General features: G+C 66.7%; 18 protein-coding genes and 1 pseudogene. 11 read left to right on the top strand and 8 right to left on the bottom strand.

The annotated features are described in order from the left end of the window. Positions 1–6: 6 nt before the first annotated feature. Both C6Y53_RS07850 and C6Y53_RS07855 read right to left on the bottom strand, forming a co-directional pair. Positions 7–534, bottom strand: a pseudogene (locus tag C6Y53_RS07850) (YcnI family copper-binding membrane protein). 68 nt (positions 535–602) lie between these two features. Then, on the bottom strand, positions 603–962 hold the full coding sequence (locus tag C6Y53_RS07855; RefSeq protein WP_149615500.1) for a hypothetical protein: 360 nt from the start codon (positions 960–962) through the stop codon (positions 603–605). Between the two features lie 151 nt (positions 963–1,113). On the opposite strand from C6Y53_RS07855, the gene ettA reads away from it, so the two are divergent. Continuing rightward, on the top strand, positions 1,114–2,769 hold the full coding sequence (ettA, locus tag C6Y53_RS07860) for an energy-dependent translational throttle protein EttA (RefSeq protein WP_106471929.1): 1,656 nt from the start codon (positions 1,114–1,116) through the stop codon (positions 2,767–2,769). 792 nt (positions 2,770–3,561) lie between these two features. Here the strand turns inward: ettA and C6Y53_RS07865 are convergent. After that, entirely contained in the window at positions 3,562–4,110 is a 549-nt protein-coding gene (locus C6Y53_RS07865) for an REP-associated tyrosine transposase (RefSeq protein WP_106471930.1), read from the bottom strand. A gap of 120 nt (positions 4,111–4,230) precedes the next feature. Between C6Y53_RS07865 and cutA the strand changes: the two genes are divergently transcribed. The 3 genes from cutA (at position 4,231) to C6Y53_RS07880 (ending at position 5,681) form a co-directional block, all read left to right on the top strand. Then, positions 4,231–4,545 carry a divalent-cation tolerance protein CutA gene (gene cutA / locus C6Y53_RS07870; protein ID WP_106471931.1) on the top strand — a complete coding sequence of 105 codons (315 nt, stop codon included), beginning with the start codon at positions 4,231–4,233 and terminating at the stop codon, positions 4,543–4,545. A 180-nt stretch (positions 4,546–4,725) separates the two neighbouring features. Continuing rightward, complete coding sequence (locus tag C6Y53_RS07875) at positions 4,726–4,932, top strand: cold-shock protein (RefSeq protein ID WP_106471932.1); 207 nt, start codon at positions 4,726–4,728, stop codon at positions 4,930–4,932. A 191-nt stretch (positions 4,933–5,123) separates the two neighbouring features. Beyond that, a complete protein-coding gene (locus C6Y53_RS07880) occupies positions 5,124–5,681 on the top strand; it encodes a L,D-transpeptidase (RefSeq protein WP_106471933.1) in 558 nt (185 codons plus the stop codon). 9 nt (positions 5,682–5,690) lie between these two features. On the opposite strand, the gene C6Y53_RS07885 is transcribed toward C6Y53_RS07880, so the two are convergent. Continuing rightward, complete coding sequence (locus C6Y53_RS07885; RefSeq protein WP_106471934.1) at positions 5,691–6,344, bottom strand: arylesterase; 654 nt, start codon at positions 6,342–6,344, stop codon at positions 5,691–5,693. On the opposite strand from C6Y53_RS07885, the gene C6Y53_RS07890 reads away from it, so the two are divergent. Together C6Y53_RS07890 and C6Y53_RS07895 are read left to right on the top strand one after the other, a co-directional pair. Further along, the gene (locus C6Y53_RS07890) at positions 6,343–7,050 is read left to right on the top strand and encodes an ABC transporter ATP-binding protein (RefSeq protein ID WP_211299494.1); all 708 of its coding nucleotides are present in this window, start codon (positions 6,343–6,345) and stop codon (positions 7,048–7,050) included. The genes C6Y53_RS07885 and C6Y53_RS07890 overlap by 2 nt on opposite strands. Beyond that, entirely contained in the window at positions 7,047–9,575 is a 2,529-nt protein-coding gene (locus C6Y53_RS07895) for an ABC transporter permease (protein WP_106471936.1), read from the top strand. Before C6Y53_RS07890 ends, C6Y53_RS07895 begins: the two co-directional genes overlap by 4 nt. A gap of 7 nt (positions 9,576–9,582) precedes the next feature. Here the strand turns inward: C6Y53_RS07895 and C6Y53_RS07900 are convergent, their stop codons facing one another. Next, positions 9,583–10,029, bottom strand: coding sequence for an RrF2 family transcriptional regulator (locus tag C6Y53_RS07900; protein ID WP_106471937.1), 447 nt, complete (start codon positions 10,027–10,029; stop codon positions 9,583–9,585). Positions 10,030–10,130: 101 nt separating this feature from the next. Here C6Y53_RS07900 and C6Y53_RS07905 point away from each other — a divergent pair, with 101 nt between their 5' ends. Then, the gene (locus C6Y53_RS07905) at positions 10,131–10,703 is read left to right on the top strand and encodes a gamma-glutamylcyclotransferase family protein (protein ID WP_106471938.1); all 573 of its coding nucleotides are present in this window, start codon (positions 10,131–10,133) and stop codon (positions 10,701–10,703) included. A 75-nt stretch (positions 10,704–10,778) separates the two neighbouring features. Here C6Y53_RS07905 and gltX read toward each other — a convergent pair whose 3' ends face one another. Then, positions 10,779–12,104: a glutamate--tRNA ligase gene (gene gltX / locus C6Y53_RS07910; protein ID WP_106471939.1), complete on the bottom strand. Its 1,326-nt coding sequence runs from the start codon at positions 12,102–12,104 to the stop codon at positions 10,779–10,781. A 65-nt stretch (positions 12,105–12,169) separates the two neighbouring features. Next, a complete protein-coding gene (locus C6Y53_RS07915) occupies positions 12,170–12,598 on the bottom strand; it encodes a DUF1801 domain-containing protein (protein ID WP_106471940.1) in 429 nt (142 codons plus the stop codon). Positions 12,599–12,708: 110 nt separating this feature from the next. Between C6Y53_RS07915 and C6Y53_RS07920 the strand changes: the two genes are divergently transcribed. Continuing rightward, positions 12,709–13,632 (top strand): MBL fold metallo-hydrolase, encoded by a 924-nt coding sequence (locus C6Y53_RS07920; RefSeq protein ID WP_106471941.1) that lies wholly within the window; start codon positions 12,709–12,711, stop codon positions 13,630–13,632. A gap of 12 nt (positions 13,633–13,644) precedes the next feature. Here the strand turns inward: C6Y53_RS07920 and C6Y53_RS07925 are convergent, their stop codons facing one another. Then, the gene (locus C6Y53_RS07925) at positions 13,645–15,303 is read right to left on the bottom strand and encodes an NAD+ synthase (RefSeq protein ID WP_106471942.1); all 1,659 of its coding nucleotides are present in this window, start codon (positions 15,301–15,303) and stop codon (positions 13,645–13,647) included. A gap of 222 nt (positions 15,304–15,525) precedes the next feature. Here C6Y53_RS07925 and C6Y53_RS07930 point away from each other — a divergent pair, with 222 nt between their 5' ends. The 3 genes from C6Y53_RS07930 to C6Y53_RS07940 all read left to right on the top strand — a co-directional run bounded on the left by C6Y53_RS07930 (position 15,526) and on the right by C6Y53_RS07940 (position 20,008). Continuing rightward, the gene (locus tag C6Y53_RS07930; RefSeq protein ID WP_106471943.1) at positions 15,526–16,968 is read left to right on the top strand and encodes an MORN repeat-containing protein; all 1,443 of its coding nucleotides are present in this window, start codon (positions 15,526–15,528) and stop codon (positions 16,966–16,968) included. A 231-nt stretch (positions 16,969–17,199) separates the two neighbouring features. Beyond that, the gene (locus C6Y53_RS07935; protein ID WP_106471944.1) at positions 17,200–18,774 is read left to right on the top strand and encodes a 2-isopropylmalate synthase; all 1,575 of its coding nucleotides are present in this window, start codon (positions 17,200–17,202) and stop codon (positions 18,772–18,774) included. A 187-nt stretch (positions 18,775–18,961) separates the two neighbouring features. Next, the gene (locus C6Y53_RS07940; RefSeq protein WP_106471945.1) at positions 18,962–20,008 is read left to right on the top strand and encodes a rod shape-determining protein; all 1,047 of its coding nucleotides are present in this window, start codon (positions 18,962–18,964) and stop codon (positions 20,006–20,008) included. Positions 20,009–20,032 lie beyond the last annotated feature (24 nt).

The raw sequence follows: 20,032 nt of genomic DNA on the forward strand, positions 1-20,032 counted from the left end.
AACGCCTCAATGATGCGCCTGGCCGCCCTCGATGATCTCGAGCCCCGGCGCGGGGCCGTCGATGTCATGGCTGTCCTGACCGGCGGCGGGCCGGTTCACCCATTCCTCGCGCCCGTCGGCACATTCCTGCACCGTCGGGAAATAGATCACCTGCCCCGGCACCACCGAGGCGTCGATCCACGCCTTGAACACGAACTCGTCGTAATGCGCGTCGGGCAGCTCGCCGCTCCAGCTGATCTGCGTGACGCCCGCCGTCATCGGGGTCCCGAAATAGTCGTATTCGTGTTCTTAATCTCCGGTCACGGTCTCCAGCGTCCAACCCGCCTTGGGCATCGGCTTGACCGCGATCACGCCTTCGGGGATGTCGATCCGCACGATCAGCGTCGCCTGCCCGTCGCAGCCATGGCCGATCCGCATCACCCCCTTGTAGCCGCCGCCCGCGGCGGTCTTCTGGGTTTCGAGCGATGCGTGACCAAAGACCGGCGCAGCAAGCGTGGTTGCGGCAAGCAGCGCCGCCAGTTTCACAAGTTTCATTGATTTCAGTCCTGTCAGAGATATCCGGCCACCGCCCCGCAGAGCGATGGGTTTGAAGAAGTCGGTTTTCAGACAGGGCGCGGCGGTGCGCGGGCCGGTGGTGTCCGGCCATATGAGGGCGTGGCGAGCCGCCCGCTTGCGTCCGGGCGGCGCGTCGCTTGCGGCTCCAGCACCATCGGCATCGGCGGGCAGAGCAGCCCGGGCAGCGCCACGATCTCGGCGACCCGGCACCAGGGGCAGTCGCGGGCCGCGATGGCATCCCCGGCACCGCCGGCACCGCAGATATCGGCCAGATCGTATCCGGCCGATGCCGGCCCCAGCGCCGCCGCGGTGCGGGCCGCCGAATGCGCGGACCCGACACCGGCGAAATCCAGCGCCGCGAACAGCACGAAGGCGGCCATCAGTCGTCGTGGCAGGTTCAGGTTCATCCCGGCTCCTCGGGCGACGGTATGCCATGCCGACCGGCGCCCCGCCAGCCGAAAGGCGCAGCGCCCGCATGACGCAGCATCGCGATTGCCCCCGCGTCGCGGCTTCGCTATCAAGCCCGGTGACATTGACCCGGACAGAACAGGAAGAACCATGGCCGCCTATCAATATGTCTACCACATGCAGGGCGTCTCCAAGACCTATCCCGGCGGCAAGAAATGTTTCGAGAACATCCACCTGTCCTTCCTGCCCGGCGTCAAGATCGGCGTCGTCGGCGTCAACGGCGCGGGCAAATCGACCCTGATGAAGATCATGGCCGGTCTGGACAGGGATTTCACCGGCGAAGCCTGGGCCGCAGACGGCGCAAAAGTCGGCTATCTGCCGCAGGAACCGGATCTGGACCCGGCGCTCAGCGTGCGCGAGAACGTCATGCTGGGGGTCAAGGAAAAGAAGGACATTCTCGATCGCTACAACGACCTCGCCATGAACTACAGCGACGAAACCGCCGCCGAGATGGCCGAGCTTCAGGACGTGATCGACGCCCAGAACCTGTGGGATCTCGACAGCCAGATCGACGTGTCGATGGAGGCGCTGCGCTGCCCGCCGGACGATGCCGATGTCGCGACGCTCTCGGGCGGTGAAAAACGACGCGTGGCGCTGTGCAAGCTGCTGCTCGAAGCCCCCGACATGCTGCTGCTGGACGAACCGACCAACCACCTGGACGCGGAAACCATCGCCTGGCTGCAACAGCACCTGATCGACTACAAGGGCACCTGCCTGATCGTCACCCATGACCGCTATTTCCTCGACGACATCACCGGGTGGATCCTCGAACTGGATCGCGGACGGGGCATTCCCTACGAGGGCAACTATTCGGCCTGGCTGGAACAGAAGGCCAAGCGGCTGGCGCAGGAGGCCCGCGAGGACAAGTCGCGCCAGAAGACGCTGGAACGCGAACTGGAATGGATGCGGCAGGGCCAGAAGGCGCGGCAGGCCAAGCAGAAGGCCCGGATCAACGCCTATAACGAACTGGCGGGCCAGTCCGAACGCGACAAGATCACCCGCGCGCAGATCGTCATCCCCAACGGCCCGCGGCTGGGCTCGAAGGTGATCGAGGTCGACGGCCTGGCCAAGCACCTGGGCGACAAGCAACTGATCGAGGGCCTGTCATTTTCGCTGCCGCCGGGCGGCATCGTCGGCGTGATCGGCCCCAACGGCGCCGGCAAATCGACCCTGTTCCGCATGTTGACCGGTCAGCTGGAGCCCGATGCGGGCAGCATCGACTATGGCGACACGGTGCAGCTGTCCTACGTGGACCAGAGCCGCGACGACCTGAACGACGGCGACACGGTGTGGGAGGCGATCTCGGGCGGGGCCGAGCTGATCGAACTGGGCGACGCGCAGGTGAACAGCCGCGCCTATAGCTCATCGTTCAACTTCAAGGGCGGCGATCAGCAGAAGAAAGTCGGCCTCTTGTCGGGCGGCGAACGCAACCGTGTGCACATGGCGCGGCTGCTGAAAGAGGGCGGCAACGTGCTGCTGCTCGACGAACCGACCAACGATCTCGACGTCGAAACGCTCCGCGCGCTCGAAGACGCGCTGGTCGATTTCGCCGGCTGCGCAGTGGTGATCTCGCACGACCGCTTCTTCCTCGACCGTATCTGCACCCATATCCTGGCGTTCGAGGGTGACGCGCATGTGGAATGGTTCGAAGGCAACTTCGAAGATTACGAAGAGGACAAGAAGCGGCGGCTGGGGCCGGATGCACTGGAGCCGAAGCGGTTGAAGTATAAGAAGTTTTCTCGTTGATTCGAACAAACTTCAAATCCAACCTGACGTTACTACGCTCTGCGGCGATGAAATATGGCAAACATAATTTGCCCTAGAATCTCGGAAGAGTACCGACGCGACAACGTCTTTCGAGAAGCGGCCTACATACTATTCAATGATTATTTGAGCCTCCAACAGGCACTACGATCTGACGCGAACAGCCATTACAACATGTTACGCGCATCAGGGTTGCTTCGACGCCTATTTATAGATCAGCACTCAGTGGCGTCTTATGTGGCCAAACGTACTGCGCTAGAACTCCTTGTGACGAGGTATGTGTTTCGAGGCCCAAAAACAGAACGAAAAATATCGGATTTAGATCCATTATATCAAATATTTGCGCCAAAATCAGCGGGCAATCACCCCCCAATGCCCCAACCACCGTGGGACATAGTTCAAAGCTGTGAAGAATACCTCGCCTCTGAGATAGGCATTCTTGGGGGACGTTCCGTAACCCCAAAGAAAATCATTTTGTTGTATGCTAGAAAGCTAGGCGGCGTTCATTTTGACGTGCCGATCTTCAGAGGCAACTCAAAGGAGCCGGAAGTCAAGGACATGCATCGCTTTAACGTTTCGCATCGGATTTTTGGCAAACCACCATCCCACCCTATGATGAAGCAGGTTGCTAGCGACTTGTTCCGTACGCTTGGCCCGATCGCAAAAACCTTAGAGGTAAATGGCATCACTGGCACCGCCCAACCCTAGCAAGCGTAGGATGGGGTTCCACCCCATCGCCACCGATACCCGCTCAGGATGGGATGAAATCCCATCCTACGGTTCGCCGTAGTCACCGGTTTCGACACCCCCGGCCCAGTCCGGGTCGACCCGGCCGGCTCGGATGTCGCGATGGATCGACGAATAGGGCCAATCCACCGCCCGATCGACCAGCCCGTGTTTCACCGGATTGCCCCAGCAACAGGCCATGTGGCGGCGGTAATCCTCCTCGTCGCGGATGCGGTGTTCCCAGAACCGGCGCTGCCAGATCCCCGCATCGCCTTTCGCCACCTTTGACCGGGATCGTAGGATGGGGTTCAACCCCATCCTGCCCGACGCTTTCACACCTCGCGTGAACCGGGACTTGATCGCGCCCCAGCGGGTCGAGAAATCCGCGTCGCCGGGCGGCAGCGTCCAGATCGCGTGCAGGTGGTTCGGCAGCACGACAAAGGCATCGCACCAGAACGGCCGCTCCTGCCGGGTCGCGGCATAGGTGCACCGCAACAGCGCAATCTCGCGAACCAGAAGGTCCGAGCGGCGGTCGGCCAGGGCCAGGGTAAAGAAATACCTGGCGCCCGGAACACGGGCACGTCGATAGCAGGTCATGGCTCATCCACAGCACGGCGCCGGTTAAGGCCGGGTAAAATCCTGTCCCCCTTGCACCGGTTGCCCTTCGCAGCGGCGGCGAAACCGCATAGGCTCCGGGCGTCGCAGCCGGAGCCGCCCATGCCTCTCGTCGCCTTTCTCGTGAACTGTCCCGACGCCGACACCGCCGATGCGATCGCCGATGCGCTGATCGCGGCGCGGCTGGTGGCCTGTTCCAACCGCCATGCCCCGATCCGCAGCCGCTATCGCTGGCAGGGCGAAATCGAGACAGCCGAGGAACATCCGCTGCTGCTCAAGACCCGGCCCGACCTGGCCGACCGGGTCGAGGCGGAAATCGCCCGGCTGCACCCCTATGACGTGCCGCCGATCCTGCGGATGACGATGCAGGCCAATGCCGCCTATCTCGACTGGATCGCCGCGGAAACGACGGCCTGACACCGCCGCGCGCCGCAGAAAACCCTTGCAATTCGCGCCGGTCTCGCCCACCTACGCGGTGCTACGTTACTCTCTATCGACCCACTGTCTCCCTAACACGGCGTTCAGTCCCTCGATCAAGACTGACAGACGCCAGGCCGCAGCACTTCCGCGTGCGGCACAACACAGGAGACCACGGACATGGCCAACGGCACCGTGAAATGGTTCAACGCCACCAAAGGCTACGGCTTCATCGCACCGGAATCGGGCGGCAAGGACGTTTTCGTTCACATCAGCGCGGTTGAGCGCGCCGGGCTCACCGGTCTGGCCGACAACCAGAAAGTGACCTACGACGTCGAAGCAGGTCGCGACGGCCGCGAAAGCGCGTCGAACATCCAGCTCGTCTGAGTTGTCGCGGGGCGCGCGCACATCGCCGCACGCCCCGTTTCTCCCCCGACGCGGCCCCCAAAAGGGCCGTCTAAGGGGCTGTGGCCCAATGGCCGCGCGGGTTTCACATTTCGGAGAAGTGGCCCAAATTCATTGACCATTCACATCTGCGGGCCAAAAATGGGTGCCCGTCAACAGGTGAAAGGTCAATCATGTTCTCTCGTCGCAATTTCCTGGCTGCCACCGCGGCGGCCTCCGCCCTGCCCCTGCCGGCGCTGGCCAAGACGGCCGAGCCGTTCGATCCCATGCCGCAATATGTGCGGATCAAGAAACAGTTCCTGCCGGGCCAGATCCTGATCGTGCCGCGTGCCTTCTACCTCTACTATGTGACCGAACCGCGCAAGGCGATCCGCTATGGCGTCGGGGTCGGCAAGGCGGGGCTGGAATTCACCGGATCGGCCATCATCCAGGTGAAAAAGGAATGGCCCACCTGGCGCCCGACCGACGAGATGATCGAACGCGATCCCGTCACCTATGGCAGGTTCAAGGACAACGACTATGTCCAGCCGGGCGGGCCGGACAACCCGCTGGGCGCGCGGGCGCTCTACCTGTTCCAGAACGGGGTCGACACCTATTTCCGGATCCACGGCACCACCCAGCCGCAGACCATCGGGCAATCCGTGTCCAACGGCTGCATCCGGATGCTGAACGAACATGTGGTGGACCTGTATGAACGGGTGCCGGTCGGAACCGTGGTCACCGTGCTGTGACGGGCATGATCACCGCCGCAGTTCGCGGGTGAGGTCGAACACCGCCGGCCCGATATCCTCGACGATCACCGCCACCCCTGCCGCGTTGGGATGGATGTTGTCGCCCTGGAAATACTGCCGCAGCCTGGTGGCGTCACCACCGACCGCGCGACCGATGCCACCCAGCAGGTTCGGGTGCAGCGCCACCCCATGCGCCCGCGCCAGGTCCGGATACATGCCATCGAAGGCGGCCTTGTAGTCCGGGCCGAAATTTCCCGGCGCCTTCATCCCCATCAGCAGCACCCCGACCCCGGCCCTGTCGGCCGCGTCCAGGATCCCGTCGAGATTGGCACGGCTGACCGCCGGGTCGATGCCGCGCAGCATGTCGTTGCCGCCCAGCGCCACCACCACCGCGTCCACCTCGCCGGTCAGGGTCCAGCCGATTCGCGCCAGCCCCCCGGCGGTCGTATCCCCCGACACCCCGGCATTGATCAGGCGCGCATCCGCGCCGCGCGCATCCAGCCACGCCTGCAGCTGCGGCACCAGCCCTTCGCTCTGGACGAGCCCGTATCCTTGGGTCAGACTGTCGCCGAACATCGCCACTGTAACCGTTTCCGCCCGCGCCGCCGTGCTGAAATGGCCGGCCAGCAGACCAATCACGAGAGCCAGCAGAACCTTGCGCATGTCGCCTTCCCCTTCCGAACCCGCGTTGTCGCTCAGGCAGGCCGCATTGACGCTGAACGGCAATGCCGGGCCGGTGAACATCCTGCACGATCTCACATTCGAGGTGAAGCACGGAGAATCACTGGCCCTGGTCGGGCCGTCCGGGTCCGGCAAATCCTCGGCGCTGATGCTGATGGGCGGGCTGGAACGCGCCACCGGCGGCAGCGTCATCGCATCGGGTCACGACCTCGCCGCGATGGACGAGGACGCGCTGGCCCGGTTCCGCCGCGACCGCATGGGGGTGGTGTTCCAGAGTTTTCACCTGATCCCGACCATGACCGCGCTGGAAAACGTGGCCACGCCGCTGGAACTGGCGGGCCATCGCGATGCCTTTGCCCGCGCAGCGGCCGAACTGGAAACGGTCGGCCTGTCGGGCCGCGCCGATCATTACCCCGCGCAGATGTCGGGCGGCGAACAGCAGCGGGTCGCGCTGGCGCGCGCCTCGGCCCCGCGCCCCGAGATCCTGCTGGCCGACGAACCCACCGGCAATCTCGACGAAGCCAACGGCGCGGCGATCATGGACCTGCTGTTCGGCCTTCGGGACCGTCACGGGGCGACGCTGGTGCTGGTCACCCACGCACCCGAACTGGCCGCGCGCTGCGATCGGGTCGTGCGGTTGCGCGACGGCCGGGTCGAGGACGATGCCACCACCGAGGCCGCCGGGTGAGCCTGCCCATGGCCGCCCGTCTCGCCCGGCGTGAACTGCGTGGCGGGCTGCGCGGGTTCCGCATCCTGCTGGCCTGCCTGACGCTCGGCGTCGCGGCGATCGCCGCGGTCGGCAGCACCCGCAGCGCGATCCACGCGGGGCTGGTGCGCGACGGGGCGGTGCTGTTGGGCGGCGATGCCGAGATGAGCTTTACCTATCGCCGCGCCAGTGACGCGGAACGCGACTGGATGCGCCGCCATGCCACCGCGATATCCGAGGTGATCGATTTCCGGTCGATGGCGGTGGCCGGCAGCGGTGACGCGGCCGACCGCGCGCTGACCCAGGTCAAGGCGGTCGATGACGCCTATCCGCTGACGGGCCGGGTCGCGTTGTCCCCGGAGATGACGCTGGCGCAAGCGCTGGCCGGGCGGGACGGGCTGCCCGGCGTGGTGATGGAACGCGGCCTCGTGGAGCGGCTGGGACTGTCGCCGGGCGACAGGCTGCGCTTTGGCACCCGCGACTTCGTGCTGACCGCGACCCTGACCGGCGAACCCGACGGGGCGGCGGCGGGCTTTGCCCTCGCGCCCCGTAGCATCGTCGCCTCCGCCGCGCTCGAAACCTCGGGCCTGCTCGCCCCCGGCACGCTGTTTTCGAGCCACTACCGCCTGCTGCTGCCCGACGGGGCGGCGCTCGCGCCGCTGGCGGACGCGGCCCGCGCCGCGTTCCGCGACAGCGGCCTGCGCTGGCGGGATGCCCGCAACGGCGCACCGGGCGTGGCGCGGTTCGTGGATCGACTGGGCGCCTTCCTGGTGCTGGTCGGATTGTCCGGGCTGGCGGTGGGCGGCATCGGAGTGTCCGCCGCCGTGCGCGCCTATCTCGCGGGCAAGACGGACACCATCGCCACCCTGCGGACGCTCGGCGCGGACCGGTTCACCGTCTTTGCCTCGTATTTCCTGCAGGTCGGCCTGCTGTCGGGGCTGGGCGTGGTGCTGGGCCTCGTGCTGGGCGGGGCGCTGCCGCTGGCGCTGTCTCCACTGATCGCGGCCCGCCTTCCGGTCCCGGCCGTGTTTGCGGTCTATCCCCTGCCCCTGGCCGAAGCCGCGATCTACGGGATGCTCACGGCGCTGATCTTCACGCTCTGGCCGCTGGCCCGCACCGAAGAGGTCCGCGCCGCCACCCTGTTCCGCGATGCCCTGTCGGCGGGCCGCGTTCTGCCCCGGCCGCGCTATCTGCTGCTCGCGCTGGCGGCGCTGGCTCTGTTGCTGGCGCTGGCCGCCGGGTTCAGCGGGCGGCGCTGGCTGACGCTGTGGACCGCGGGCGGCATCATCGGCACGCTGGCGGCGCTGTCGCTGGCGGCGCTGGCGATCCGCGGCCTGGCGCGGCGCGGCGCATCCGGCGCGCGCGGGCGACCGGCCCTGCGCTGGGCGCTGGCGGCCATCGGCGGGCCGCGCGAACAGGCCATGTCCGTGGTGCTGTCGCTGGGGCTGGGCCTGTCGGTGCTGGCCGCGGTCAGCCAGATCGACGGCAACCTGCGCCGCGCCATCACCGGCAACCTGCCCGACATCGCGCCTTCGTTCTTCTTCGTCGATATCCAGCGCGACCAGATGCCCGGCTTCACGGCGCGGCTCGACGCGGCCCCGTCGGTCAGCCGGGTCGACTCCGCCCCCATGCTGCGCGGCGTGATCACCCGCATCAACGGCCGTCCGGCACAAGAGGTTGCCGGCAACCATTGGGTGCTGCGGGGCGATCGCGGCGTCACCTATGCCGATGCGCCGCCGCCCGGCACCACCATCACCGAAGGCACATGGTGGCCCCCCGGCTATTCCGGCCCGCCCCGCGTCAGCTTTGCCGCCGAAGAGGCCGCCGAAATGGGGCTGCGGCTGGGTGACCGGATCACCGTCAACATTCTCGGCCGCGACATCACCGCCACCATCACCAGCTTCCGCGAGGTCGATTTCTCGACCGCCGGCATGGGGTTCGTGCTGTCGATGAACCCCGCCGCGCTGGCCGGCGCCCCGCACAGCTTCATCGCCACGGTCTATGCCGAGGCCAGCGGCGAAGCCACGATCCTGCGCGATCTCGCCGGGGCCTATCCCAACATCACCGCGATCCGCGTGCGCGACGCCATCGACCGGGTGTCCGGTGTCCTCGCCGGGCTGGCGTCGGCCACATCGCTGGGCGCGGCGGTCACGCTGGTCACCGGGTTCCTGGTGCTGATCGGCGCCGGTGCCGCGGGCGAGGCGGCCCGCGCCTACGAGGCGGCGATCCTGAAAACGCTGGGCGCGACCCGCGGGCGCATTCTGGCCAGCTTTGCGCTGCGGGCGGCAATCCTCGGCGCGGCGGCGGGGCTGGTGGCGCTGGCCGCCGGCATCGCGGGCGGCTGGGCGGTCAGCCGCTTCGTGTTCGAAACCCGGTTCACTGTGGTCTGGCCGGCGGCGCTGGCGATCGTGTCCGGCGGCATCGCCGCCACCCTGCTCGCGGGGCTGGCCTTTGCCGCCCGGCCGCTGGCGGCGCGACCGGCACGGATCCTGCGCAGCCGCGACTGAGGACGGCCTAGCGGGCGCAGACCACCGGTTGCAGCATCCGCACCAGGTCGCCGTTGTCGCAGACCAGCGCGTCCAGCGTCACCTCGTCCAGAGCCATGAAAAACGCCTGCGCCGCATCCGCCAGCGCCAGCTTCAGCCGGCAGACATCGGTCAGCGGACAGGTATTGTCGGCATCGGCGAAACACTCGACCACCGGCAGATCCCCCTCGACATCGCGGAACACATCCCCGATGCGGATCTCGCGCGCGGCATGCGCCAGCGACATGCCCCCGTTGCGGCCGCGCTGGGTGTTGAGATACCCCAGCTGCGCCAGTTGGTTGATGACCTGCGCCAGATGGTTTTCCGAGATGTTGCAGCAGGACGCGATCTCGGCCTTGGTCACCAGGCGGTCGTCATTGACCGCACAATACATCAACAGGCGAACGGCAATGTTGGTTCGTTTCGTGATTCGCACGGAATCCCTCCTGTCACATTGCGGAGACTGTCTTCTTGCACAGGCCCGGAAAAATCGGTTTGACATATATCAATCCGACCCGAACAAGACGGAAACCGCCCGTGTCCGACCCGCATTTCTTTGGCTATGGCAGCCTGGTGAACCGCGCCACCCATGCCTATCCCGACCTGCACCGGGCCCGGCTCAGGGGCTGGCGCCGGGCCTGGGCGCAGACCTCGCTGCGCAGCGTGGCCTTTCTCACAATCGTGCCGGCGGACCCTCAGGCCGAAATCGACGGGCTGACCGCGCGCGTGCCCGGCAGCGACTGGGCTGCGCTCGACGCCCGCGAATGGGCCTATGACCGGATCACCGTCACCGCCGAGGTCACCCACCCCGCCCCGCATCCGCGCGAAATCGCGGTCTATTCGGTCCCGCCCCGGCATCGCAACGCCCCCGGCGGTGACCACCCGATCCTGCTGAGCTATCTCGACGTGGTGGTGCAGGGCTACCTGCGCGAATTCGGCGAACCCGGTGCCGCGCGGTTCTTCGCCTCCACCGATGGCTGGCAGGCGCCGGTGCTGGATGACCGCGCCGCGCCGCGCTATCCCCGGCACCAACGCCTGACAGAGGCGGAAACCGCGCTGGTCGACGATCTGCTCGGCACCTGCGGCGCCACGATCATCACCGCCGCCTGACCGCGCCGCTTCCTCTTGCCAAAAGTATCCCCGCCGGAGGCTCCCGCGGCCAGCCACCCGCGCCGGCGGCTGCGGTCAGGAGCGGGCGCGGATCACCTGCAGCAGCGGCATCAGCGCCGACATGTCCGGGCCATGTTCCCGCCCCGTCAGCGCCTTGCGCAGCGGCATGAACAACCCCTTGCCCTTGCGGCCGGTCGCGCCCTTCACCGCCTGCGTCCAGCTGGCCCAGCTGGTTTCGTCGAACGGCCCCTCGGGCAACAGCGCGATCGCCTTTGCCACAAACTCGGCATCGCCCTCGTCGATCAGCGGCTCGGCCCCGTCGCGGCACAGCGCCCACCATTCGCCGAGATCGCCGAGCGTGGTGATATTGTCCCGCGCCACGGCCCAGAAAGCCGGGGCGAGTTCGTCCGGCACGCCCAGCGCCGCGACATCGACGGCGACCGCCTCGAGCGGCAGCGCCTGCAGGTGGCGGGCCGTCAGCGGATAGAGATCCTCGACATCGAACTTGGTCGGGGCGGTCCCGAACCGGGTCACGTCGAACCCGTCGACCAGCGCGGCCATGTCCGAGCGCAGTTCGACCGGGTCAGCCGAGCCCAGCCGCGCCATCTGGCTCAGCAGCGCCATCGGCTGCACCCCGGCCGCGCGCAGGTCGCGCAGCGCCAGCACCCCCAGCCGCTTCGACAGCGCCTCGCCCTGCGGGCCGGTCAGCAGCGAATGGTGGGCAAAGCGCGGGCAGTTGCCACCGAGCGCCGCGATGATCTGGATCTGGGTCGCGGTGTTGGTGACATGGTCCGCCCCGCGCACCACATCCGTCACCCCCATTTCGGTGTCATCCACCACCGAGGCCAGCGTATAGAGCACCTGCCCGTCGCCACGGATCAGCACCGGGTCCGACACGCTTGCGGCATCGATCGACACGTCGCCGAGGATGCCGTCGGGCCATTCGATCCGTTCCTGGTCCAGCTTGAACCGCCAGACACCATTGCCGCGCTCGGCGCGCAGCGCGGCCTTTTCGTCCTCCGACAATGACAGCGCGGCGCGGTCATAGACCGGCGGACGGCCCATGTTCAGCAGCTTCTTGCGCTTCAGGTCCAGTTCGGTCGGGGTCTCGAACGCTTCGTAGAACCGGCCCATCCCGCGTAGCCGGTCGGCCGCCTCGGCATAGCGGTCCAGCCGCTCCGACTGCCGTTCCACTCGGTCCCAATGCAGGCCCAGCCATTCGAGATCCTGCTTGATCGCATCGACATATTCCTCCTTCGACCGCTCCGGGTCGGTGTCGTCGATGCGCAGAATGAAGGTTCCGCCCGCCTTGCGTGCGATCAGCCAGTTCATCAGCGCCGTGCGCAGATTGCCGACATGGAGATAGCCGGTGGGCGACGGGGCGAAACGGGTGGTGGTCATGGATGTCTCCTGTGAACGGGCGCCCTTTGTCACAGGGGGGGGCGATTGTCCAGCAAACGGGCGGGTCAGGCCGGCATTACAGGCCAGATATCCCGCAGCCGCGCCAGCCCCGCGGCCACTAGGTCTTCCAGCACCGTTTCGTCCACATCGGCAAGCGTGTTGATGTAGAGGCAGGATTTGCCCGACCGGTGCTTGCCCAATCGCGGCAGGATGTCGGGGAACCCGAAATAGCCCGGCATGATGTAGATCACCAGCGACGCCTTGCGCGGGCTGAACCCGGTGGCCAGGAAATCGCCCTCGCGCCCGCTGTCATGGCGATAGTGATAGCGGCCATATCCGACGATGGACGGCCCCCACATCACCGGGGTGAACCCGGTGACACGCCGGAACAGCGCGTCCAGCGCGCGGGCATCGGCGGCCCGGCGCGGCGGCGTCACGGCGTCGAAAAACCCGGCGACATCGGCGCCGGTGGGAACGGTCTTGTTGCCGGCCATGCCGGTCAGGATATCACGTCCCGCGCGCGTTCACAGCCCCGTGCGCGGCGGTTTGTCCGACTCGGCGGCCATGTTAGCGTTCATACAATCACAACGAGAGGAGTGCCGACATGACCAGCCCCAAACTGACCCGCCGCGCCGCCCTGACCGGCGCCGCCGCCCTGGCCGGAGCCGCGGCGGCGACGGGCCGCGCGCAGGCCGGAGCCCCGATGTCGTCCGGCCGCAACGCGCCCTATTACCGGTTCAAACTGGGCGAATTCGAGGTGACGACCATCCTGGCCGGGTCGCGCAGTGTGGACGACCCGCAGACCATTTTCGGCATGAACGCCCCGGCCGAGGAATTTGCCGCCGCCAGTGCAGCCGCGCATATCCCCGCCGACCGCACGCGGTTCTTCTTTACCCCCACGCTGGTCAATACCGGGCCCGAACTGATCCTGTTCGACACCGGCCTGAACGCCGCGGCCACCACCGCCGCGCTGGCCGCCGCCGGCTATGCGCCCGACCAGGTGGACACGGTGGTGATCACCCACATGCACGGGGATCACATCGGCGGGATGATGAAGGATGGCGCCCCCACCTATGCCAATGCGCGGGTTCTGACCGGCCAGGTCGAATTCGATGCCTGGGCCGGGATGGAGAACGAAACCTTCGAGGCGCAGATGCGCCCGGTGGCTGAGCGAACCGAGTTCCTGAACGACGGTGGCAGCGTGGTTTCGGGCATCACCGCGATGGCCGCCTTCGGCCACACGCCGGGGCACATGACCTACATGCTGGAAAGCGGCGGCAAACAGCTGTTGCTGATGGCCGATCTGGCCAACCACTATGTCTGGTCGCTCGCCTATCCGGACTGGGAGGTCAGGTTCGACATGGACAAATCCGCCGCCGCCGCATCGCGCCGCAAGGTGCTGGGAATGCTGGCCGCCGACGGGATACCGCTGATCGGATACCACATGCCGTTCCCGGCGCTGGGGTTCGTCGACACCCGCGACGACGGGTTCCACTATGTACCCCACGGCTACCAGATGATGCTGTAGCGGGCTACCGGTTCAGGACGGGTCGCGCCAGCGGTTGACGATGGGATAGCGGCGGTCGAGCCAGAACGCCCCCTTGGTCAGCCGTGGCCCCGGCGCCGACTGGAACCGCTTGTATTCGCTGAGATAGATCAGCCGTTCGACCCTGCGCGCCACTTCGCGGTCGAACCCGGAGGCGACGCAATCGGCGATCGACCCGTCGCGGTCCACAAGGATCTCGAGCATCGCGTCCAGTTCGGCGTAATCCGGCAGGCTGTCGCTGTCCTTCTGATCCTCGCGCAGTTCGGCGCTCGGCGGCTTGTCGATCACCCGCGGCGGGATCACCTGCCCCACGGGCCCCATCATCCAGTCGCGATGGTTGGCGTTGCGCCAGCGGCAGGTTTCGAACACGCGGGTCTTGTAAAGATCCTTGAGCGGGTTGTAGCCCCCGGCCATGTCGCCATAGATCGTGGCATAGCCCACCGCCACCTCGGACTTGTTGCCGGTGGTCAGCAGCATCTCGCCGAACTTGTTGGACAGCGCCATCAGCAGCAGCCCGCGCAGCCGGGACTGGATGTTTTCCTCGGTCAGCCCCGGCTCCAGCCCCTCGAACAGCGGCGCCAGCGTGCGGGTGATCGCCGCCCGCCCCTCGGAGATCGGCACATGATCGTAGCCGCAGCCCAGCGCCTTTGCCACGGCCTCGGCATCCTCCAGGCTCTCGGGCGAGGTGTATTCCGACGGCAGCATCACGCAGCGCACGTTTTCCGGGCCCAGCGCATCCGCCGCGATCGCCGCCACCAGTGCCGAATCGACCCCGCCGGAAAGCCCCAGCAGCACCTTGGCGAACCCCGACTTGGCCAGGTAGTCGCGCAGGCCGGTGACCATCACCCGGTAATCCTGCTCCCACGCGTCCGGATGAACATGCTCCTCGCCCCCGATCAGCCGCCAGCCCTCGGGCGTGCGTTCCAGGTCCACCTGGGCAATCGCCTCGTCAAAGAGCGGCATCTGCAGCGCCAGTTCGCCGCCGGGGTTCAGCGCGAAGGTGCCGCCATCGAAAACCTGATCGTCCTGCCCCCCGACCATGTTGAGATAGATGACGGGCAGGCCGGTTTCGACCACGCGGGCTACCATGTGGTTGAGCCGCACCTCGAACTTGTCGCGGTAATAGGGCGATCCGTTCGGCACCAGCAGGAACTCGGCCCCGGTCTCGGCCAGGGTCTCGGCCACGTCGTCATGCCAGGCATCTTCGCAGATCGGCGACCCGATCCGGACACCGCCCACCACATACGGCCCGCCCAGCGGACCGGCATCGAAAATCCGCATCTCGTCGAACACGGTTTCGTTGGGCAGGTGGTGCTTGAGCGGGGTCGCCACGATTCGCCCGCCCTTGCAGATCAGGTAGGCGTTGTAGAGCGAGGTGCCTTCGACCCAGGGCGCGCCGATCGCCAGGGCCGGCCCGTCGGCGCACTCGGCGGCCAGCGCACGCACCCGTTCGATCGCGGCGGTGTGAAAGGCGGGCTTCATCACCAGGTCCTGGGTGTTGTAGCCGGTTATGAACATCTCGGGCAGCGCCACCAGGTCGGCCCCGGCATCGCGACCCTGTTCCCACGCTTGGCGCGCCTTGGCGGCATTGCCGTCCAGGTCGCCCACGACGGGGTTGAGCTGTGCCAGCGTCACGCGGAATCGGTCGGCCATCTGTTCCCTGCCTCTCAACCTGCCCTGTTCCCTCCCAAGCCGTTTACCAGATCACCCGGCACAGGAAAGGGTTTGCGCGGAAAACCGGGCGCCTGCCCTCCGGTCATGGTCAATCCGTGGGCAGTCGGGCATCGGCGGGAACATTGCGGTTCCATCCGGCGGCGGCGCGTTCTAGGTTCACGGCGCGCCCAGGGGCGCGGTTCAGAACCGGACGGGCAAGACATGGCAAACTGCAAGATATTCCTGCTGCCGCTGCTGATCGGACTGGCGCAACCGGCGCTGGCGCAGCAATCGGCGCAGACGGTCCAGGACGAGGTCGGCGGCATCTACGAAGGCACGTTCCGCAACGGGCTTCAGCACGGCACCGGCACCTATCGCCTGCCGAACGGTTTCGAGTACCAGGGCGAATGGGTCGATGGCGAAATCAGCGGCCAGGGCGTCGCCCGCTATCCCGACAGCGCGGTCTACGAAGGCGGCTTTGCCGCCGGCAAGCCGCAGGGCCAGGGCAGGATCACCTATGCCGATGGCAGCACCTACGAGGGCGGCTGGACCGCTGGCGTGATCGACGGGGACGGTGTCGCCACCTATCCCGACGGCGCCCGCTATGACGGCAGTTTCCGCGCCGGCAAATACCAGGGCGCGGGCATCCTGACCGATGCGGAAGGCACCCGGTTCGACGGCCACTGGGCCGACGGCAAGCTGCACGGGCAGGGCACGGTGACCTATGCCGATGGCGGCGTCTACGAGGGCGGGTTCAAGTTCGGCAAACGCCATGGCGAAGGCCGCCTGACGCTGCCCGACGGGCTGGATTACTCGGGCACATGGGAAGACGGCCAGATCAACGGCAAGGGCCGGCTGGTGCAACCCAACGGCGACATCTACGAAGGCGATCTGGTCAAGGGCCGCCGCGAAGGCACCGGCCAGGTCACCTATGCCAATGGCGACACCTATCGCGGCGGGTTCGTGAACGACCAGCGCGAGGGACAGGGCCTGTTCAAGGGGCAGGACGGGTATGTCTATAACGGCGAATGGAAGGCCGGAAAGATCGCCGGCAGCGGCAAGGTCACCTATCCCGACGGGTCGTTCTATACCGGCCAGTTCCTCGACGATCTGGCCCACGGGCGCGGCAAGATCACCTATCCCGACGGCGCCACCTATGACGGCGACTGGGTGAACGGGGTGATCGAGGGCAACGGCGTGGCCACCTATCCCGGCGGGGTCGTCTATGACGGCGAGTTTCGCAATGCGCGCAACCACGGCCGGGGCGTGATGACCTATCCCGACGGGTATCGCTATGACGGCGACTGGAAGGACGGCAAGCGCAGCGGACAGGGCAAGGCCACCTATGCCGATGGCAGCATCTACGAGGGCGGTTTCGTCGACGGCAAGCGCGACGGCCGGGGCGAGATCACCATGGCCAGCGGGTTCCGCTATTCCGGCGACTGGAAAACCGGAGAAATCAAGGGGCGCGGCGTGGCCACCTATGCCAATGGCGATGTCTATGACGGCGAATTCAGCGATGGCAAACGGCAGGGTCAAGGCACCATGCGCTATGCCTCGGGGCAGGAGGAAAGCGGCAGATGGGAAAACGGCGCCCTGGTCGCACCCGCCGAACCGCAACCGGCCGCGGATGCCGATCCGGCACCGGCGGCCGGGACCGACTGAGCGGTGCGATTTTCGCCTTTCCATCCGTGGCGCAACGCGTATAGTCGGGCGCCATGACCAGCCACGCCCATATCGCACCTGCCGCCGCATATCGCGGCGCGGCGCCGCGTGGCCTCCTGACCCTGGCGATTGTACTGCTAGGCCGCCTCTGAGCGTGCCATTCGGCGCGCCCGCTCAGAGGATGCCGCCCGCGCGCCAAGGATTCAGGAAACACCAACGAAAGACATCGCCATGACCACCACGACCGACACGGATCGCGTCCTCATTTTCGACACGACACTGCGCGACGGCGAACAGAGCCCCGGCGCCACCATGACCCATGACGAAAAGCTCGAGATTGCCGGGCTGCTGGACGAAATGGGCGTCGACATCATCGAAGCCGGTTTCCCGATCGCCTCCGAAGGCGATTTCAAGGCAGTGTCCGAGATCGCCGCGAATGCGCGCAACGCGGTGATCTGCGGCCTCAGCCGGGCCAATCTCGGCGATATCGACCGCTGCTGGGAAGCCGTCCGCAACGCCAAGCAACCGCGCATCCACACCTTCATCGGCACCTCGCCGCAGCACCGCGCGATCCCGAACCTGACCCGGGACGAGATGGCCGACCTGATCCACCAGACGGTCACCCATGCGCGCAACCTGTGCGACAATGTGCAATGGTCGCCGATGGATGCCACCCGCACCGAATGGGACTATCTCGCCCGCGTTGTCGAAATCGCGATCAAGGCCGGCGCCACCACCATCAACATCCCCGACACGGTGGGCTATACCGCCCCGGTCGAAAGCGCCGACCTGATCCGGCGGCTGATCGCCGAGGTGCCGGGCGCTGCTGACGTGGTGTTTTCGACCCATTGCCACAACGACCTGGGCATGGCGACCGCCAACAGCCTCGCCGCCGTGGCCGGCGGCGCGCGGCAGATCGAATGCACCATCAACGGCCTGGGCGAACGCGCCGGAAACACCGCGCTCGAAGAGGTGGTGATGGCGCTGAAGGTGCGCCATGACATCATGCCCTGGCAAACCGGCATCGACACCTCCCGGATCATGAACATCTCGCGCCGGGTTTCGACCGTGTCCGGGTTTCCGGTGCAGTTCAACAAGGCGGTGGTCGGCAAGAACGCCTTTGCCCATGAAAGCGGCATCCACCAGGACGGCATGCTCAAGAGCGCCGACACGTTCGAGATCATGCGCCCCGAGGATATCGGGCTCGCCGGCACGTCGCTGCCGCTGGGCAAGCATTCCGGCCGCGCGGCGCTGCGCGACAAGCTGCGCCAGCTGGGCTATGACGTGGGCGACAACCAGCTCCGGGACATCTTCGTGCGGTTCAAGGAACTGGCCGACCGCAAGAAAGAGGTGTTCGACGACGATATCGTGGCGCTGATGCGCGCGGGCGAGGACCCGGCGAACGACCGGCTGCAGGTGGTGTCGATGAAGGTGGTCTGCGGCACCGGCGGCCCGGCGGAATCCACCGTCGAGATGGAGATCGACGGCGAGGACCTGTCCGCCACCGCCCATGGCGACGGACCGGTGGACGCCACGTTCAAGGCGATCCGCAAGCTCTTTCCGAACAACGCCCACCTGGAGCTCTACCAGGTCCATGCCGTGACCGAGGGCACGGATGCGCAGGCGACGGTTTCGGTCCGGCTCGGCGAAGACGGCATGATCGCCACCGGGCAATCGGCCAATACCGATACGGTGGTCGCCTCGGCGCGGGCCTATGTGAACGCGCTGAACCGGCTGCTGGTGCGCCGCGAAAAGACGGGGCCGGGATCGGACATGCGCGAAATCAGCTACAAGGACGTGAACTGATCGCGCGGATACCCTGCATCGACCTGCCGCTACGGCAACGGGCAACCGCGCGGGCGGAAAGGCAGAAACGTGCCACCCCGCGCATATTGGGGACTTTCGCCGCAAGCGGTGCCCGCTTATAAGGTCTTGGCCCTGCGACCATCAGAGTCGCTGGGCCAATAGGCAGTTTCAGCAGGATCAATCTCTTATGTCGATACTCGGAAACCTTGGCGGCCTGTTCTCGTCGGACATGGCGATCGACCTGGGCACCGCCAACACGCTGGTCTATGTCAAGGGACGCGGCGTGATCCTGTCCGAGCCATCGGTGGTCGCCTATCACGTCAAGGACGGGGTCAAGAAAGTGCTGGCCGTGGGCGAGGATGCCAAGCTGATGCTGGGCCGGACGCCGGGCAGCATCGAAGCGATCCGGCCGATGCGCCAGGGCGTGATCGCGGATTTCGATGTGGCCGAAGAGATGATCAAGCATTTCATCCGCAAGGTTCACAAGCGCACCACCTTTTCCAAGCCGAAGATCATCGTCTGCGTCCCGCATGGCGCCACCCCGGTCGAAAAGCGCGCGATCCGGCAATCGGTGCTGTCGGCGGGCGCGCGCCGCGCCGGGCTGATCGCGGAACCGATCGCGGCGGCGATCGGCGCCGGCATGCCGATCACCGATCCCACCGGCAACATGGTGGTCGATATCGGCGGCGGCACCACCGAGGTCGCGGTACTGAGCCTGGGCGACATCGTCTATGCCCAGTCGGTCCGGGTCGGCGGCGACCGGATGGATGAAAGCATCATCAACTTTCTGCGCCGCAAGGAAAACCTGCTGGTCGGCGAATCCACCGCCGAACGGATCAAGACCTCGATCGGGACCGCGCGGATGCCCGATGACGGGCGCGGCGCGTCGATGCATATCCGGGGCCGCGACCTGCTGAACGGCGTGCCCAAGGAAATCGAGATATCGCAGGCCCAGGTGGCCGAGGCGCTGGCCGAGCCGGTGCAGCAGATCTGCGAGGCGGTGATGACCGCGCTCGAAGCCACCCCGCCGGACCTGGCCGCCGACATCGTCGACCGCGGCGTGATGCTGACCGGCGGCGGGGCGCTGCTGGGCGATCTCGACCTTGCCCTGCGCGAACGCACCGGGCTGGCGGTGTCGATCGCCGACGAGAGCCTGACCTGCGTCGCGCTGGGCACCGGCAAGGCGCTGGAGTATGAAAAGCAGCTGCGCCACGCGATTGACTACGACAGCTAGGACGCGCACCCTGCGGTGACAGGG

It is taken from the genome of Pukyongiella litopenaei, assembly GCF_003008555.2.
Lineage (GTDB): Bacteria > Pseudomonadota > Alphaproteobacteria > Rhodobacterales > Rhodobacteraceae > Pukyongiella > Pukyongiella litopenaei.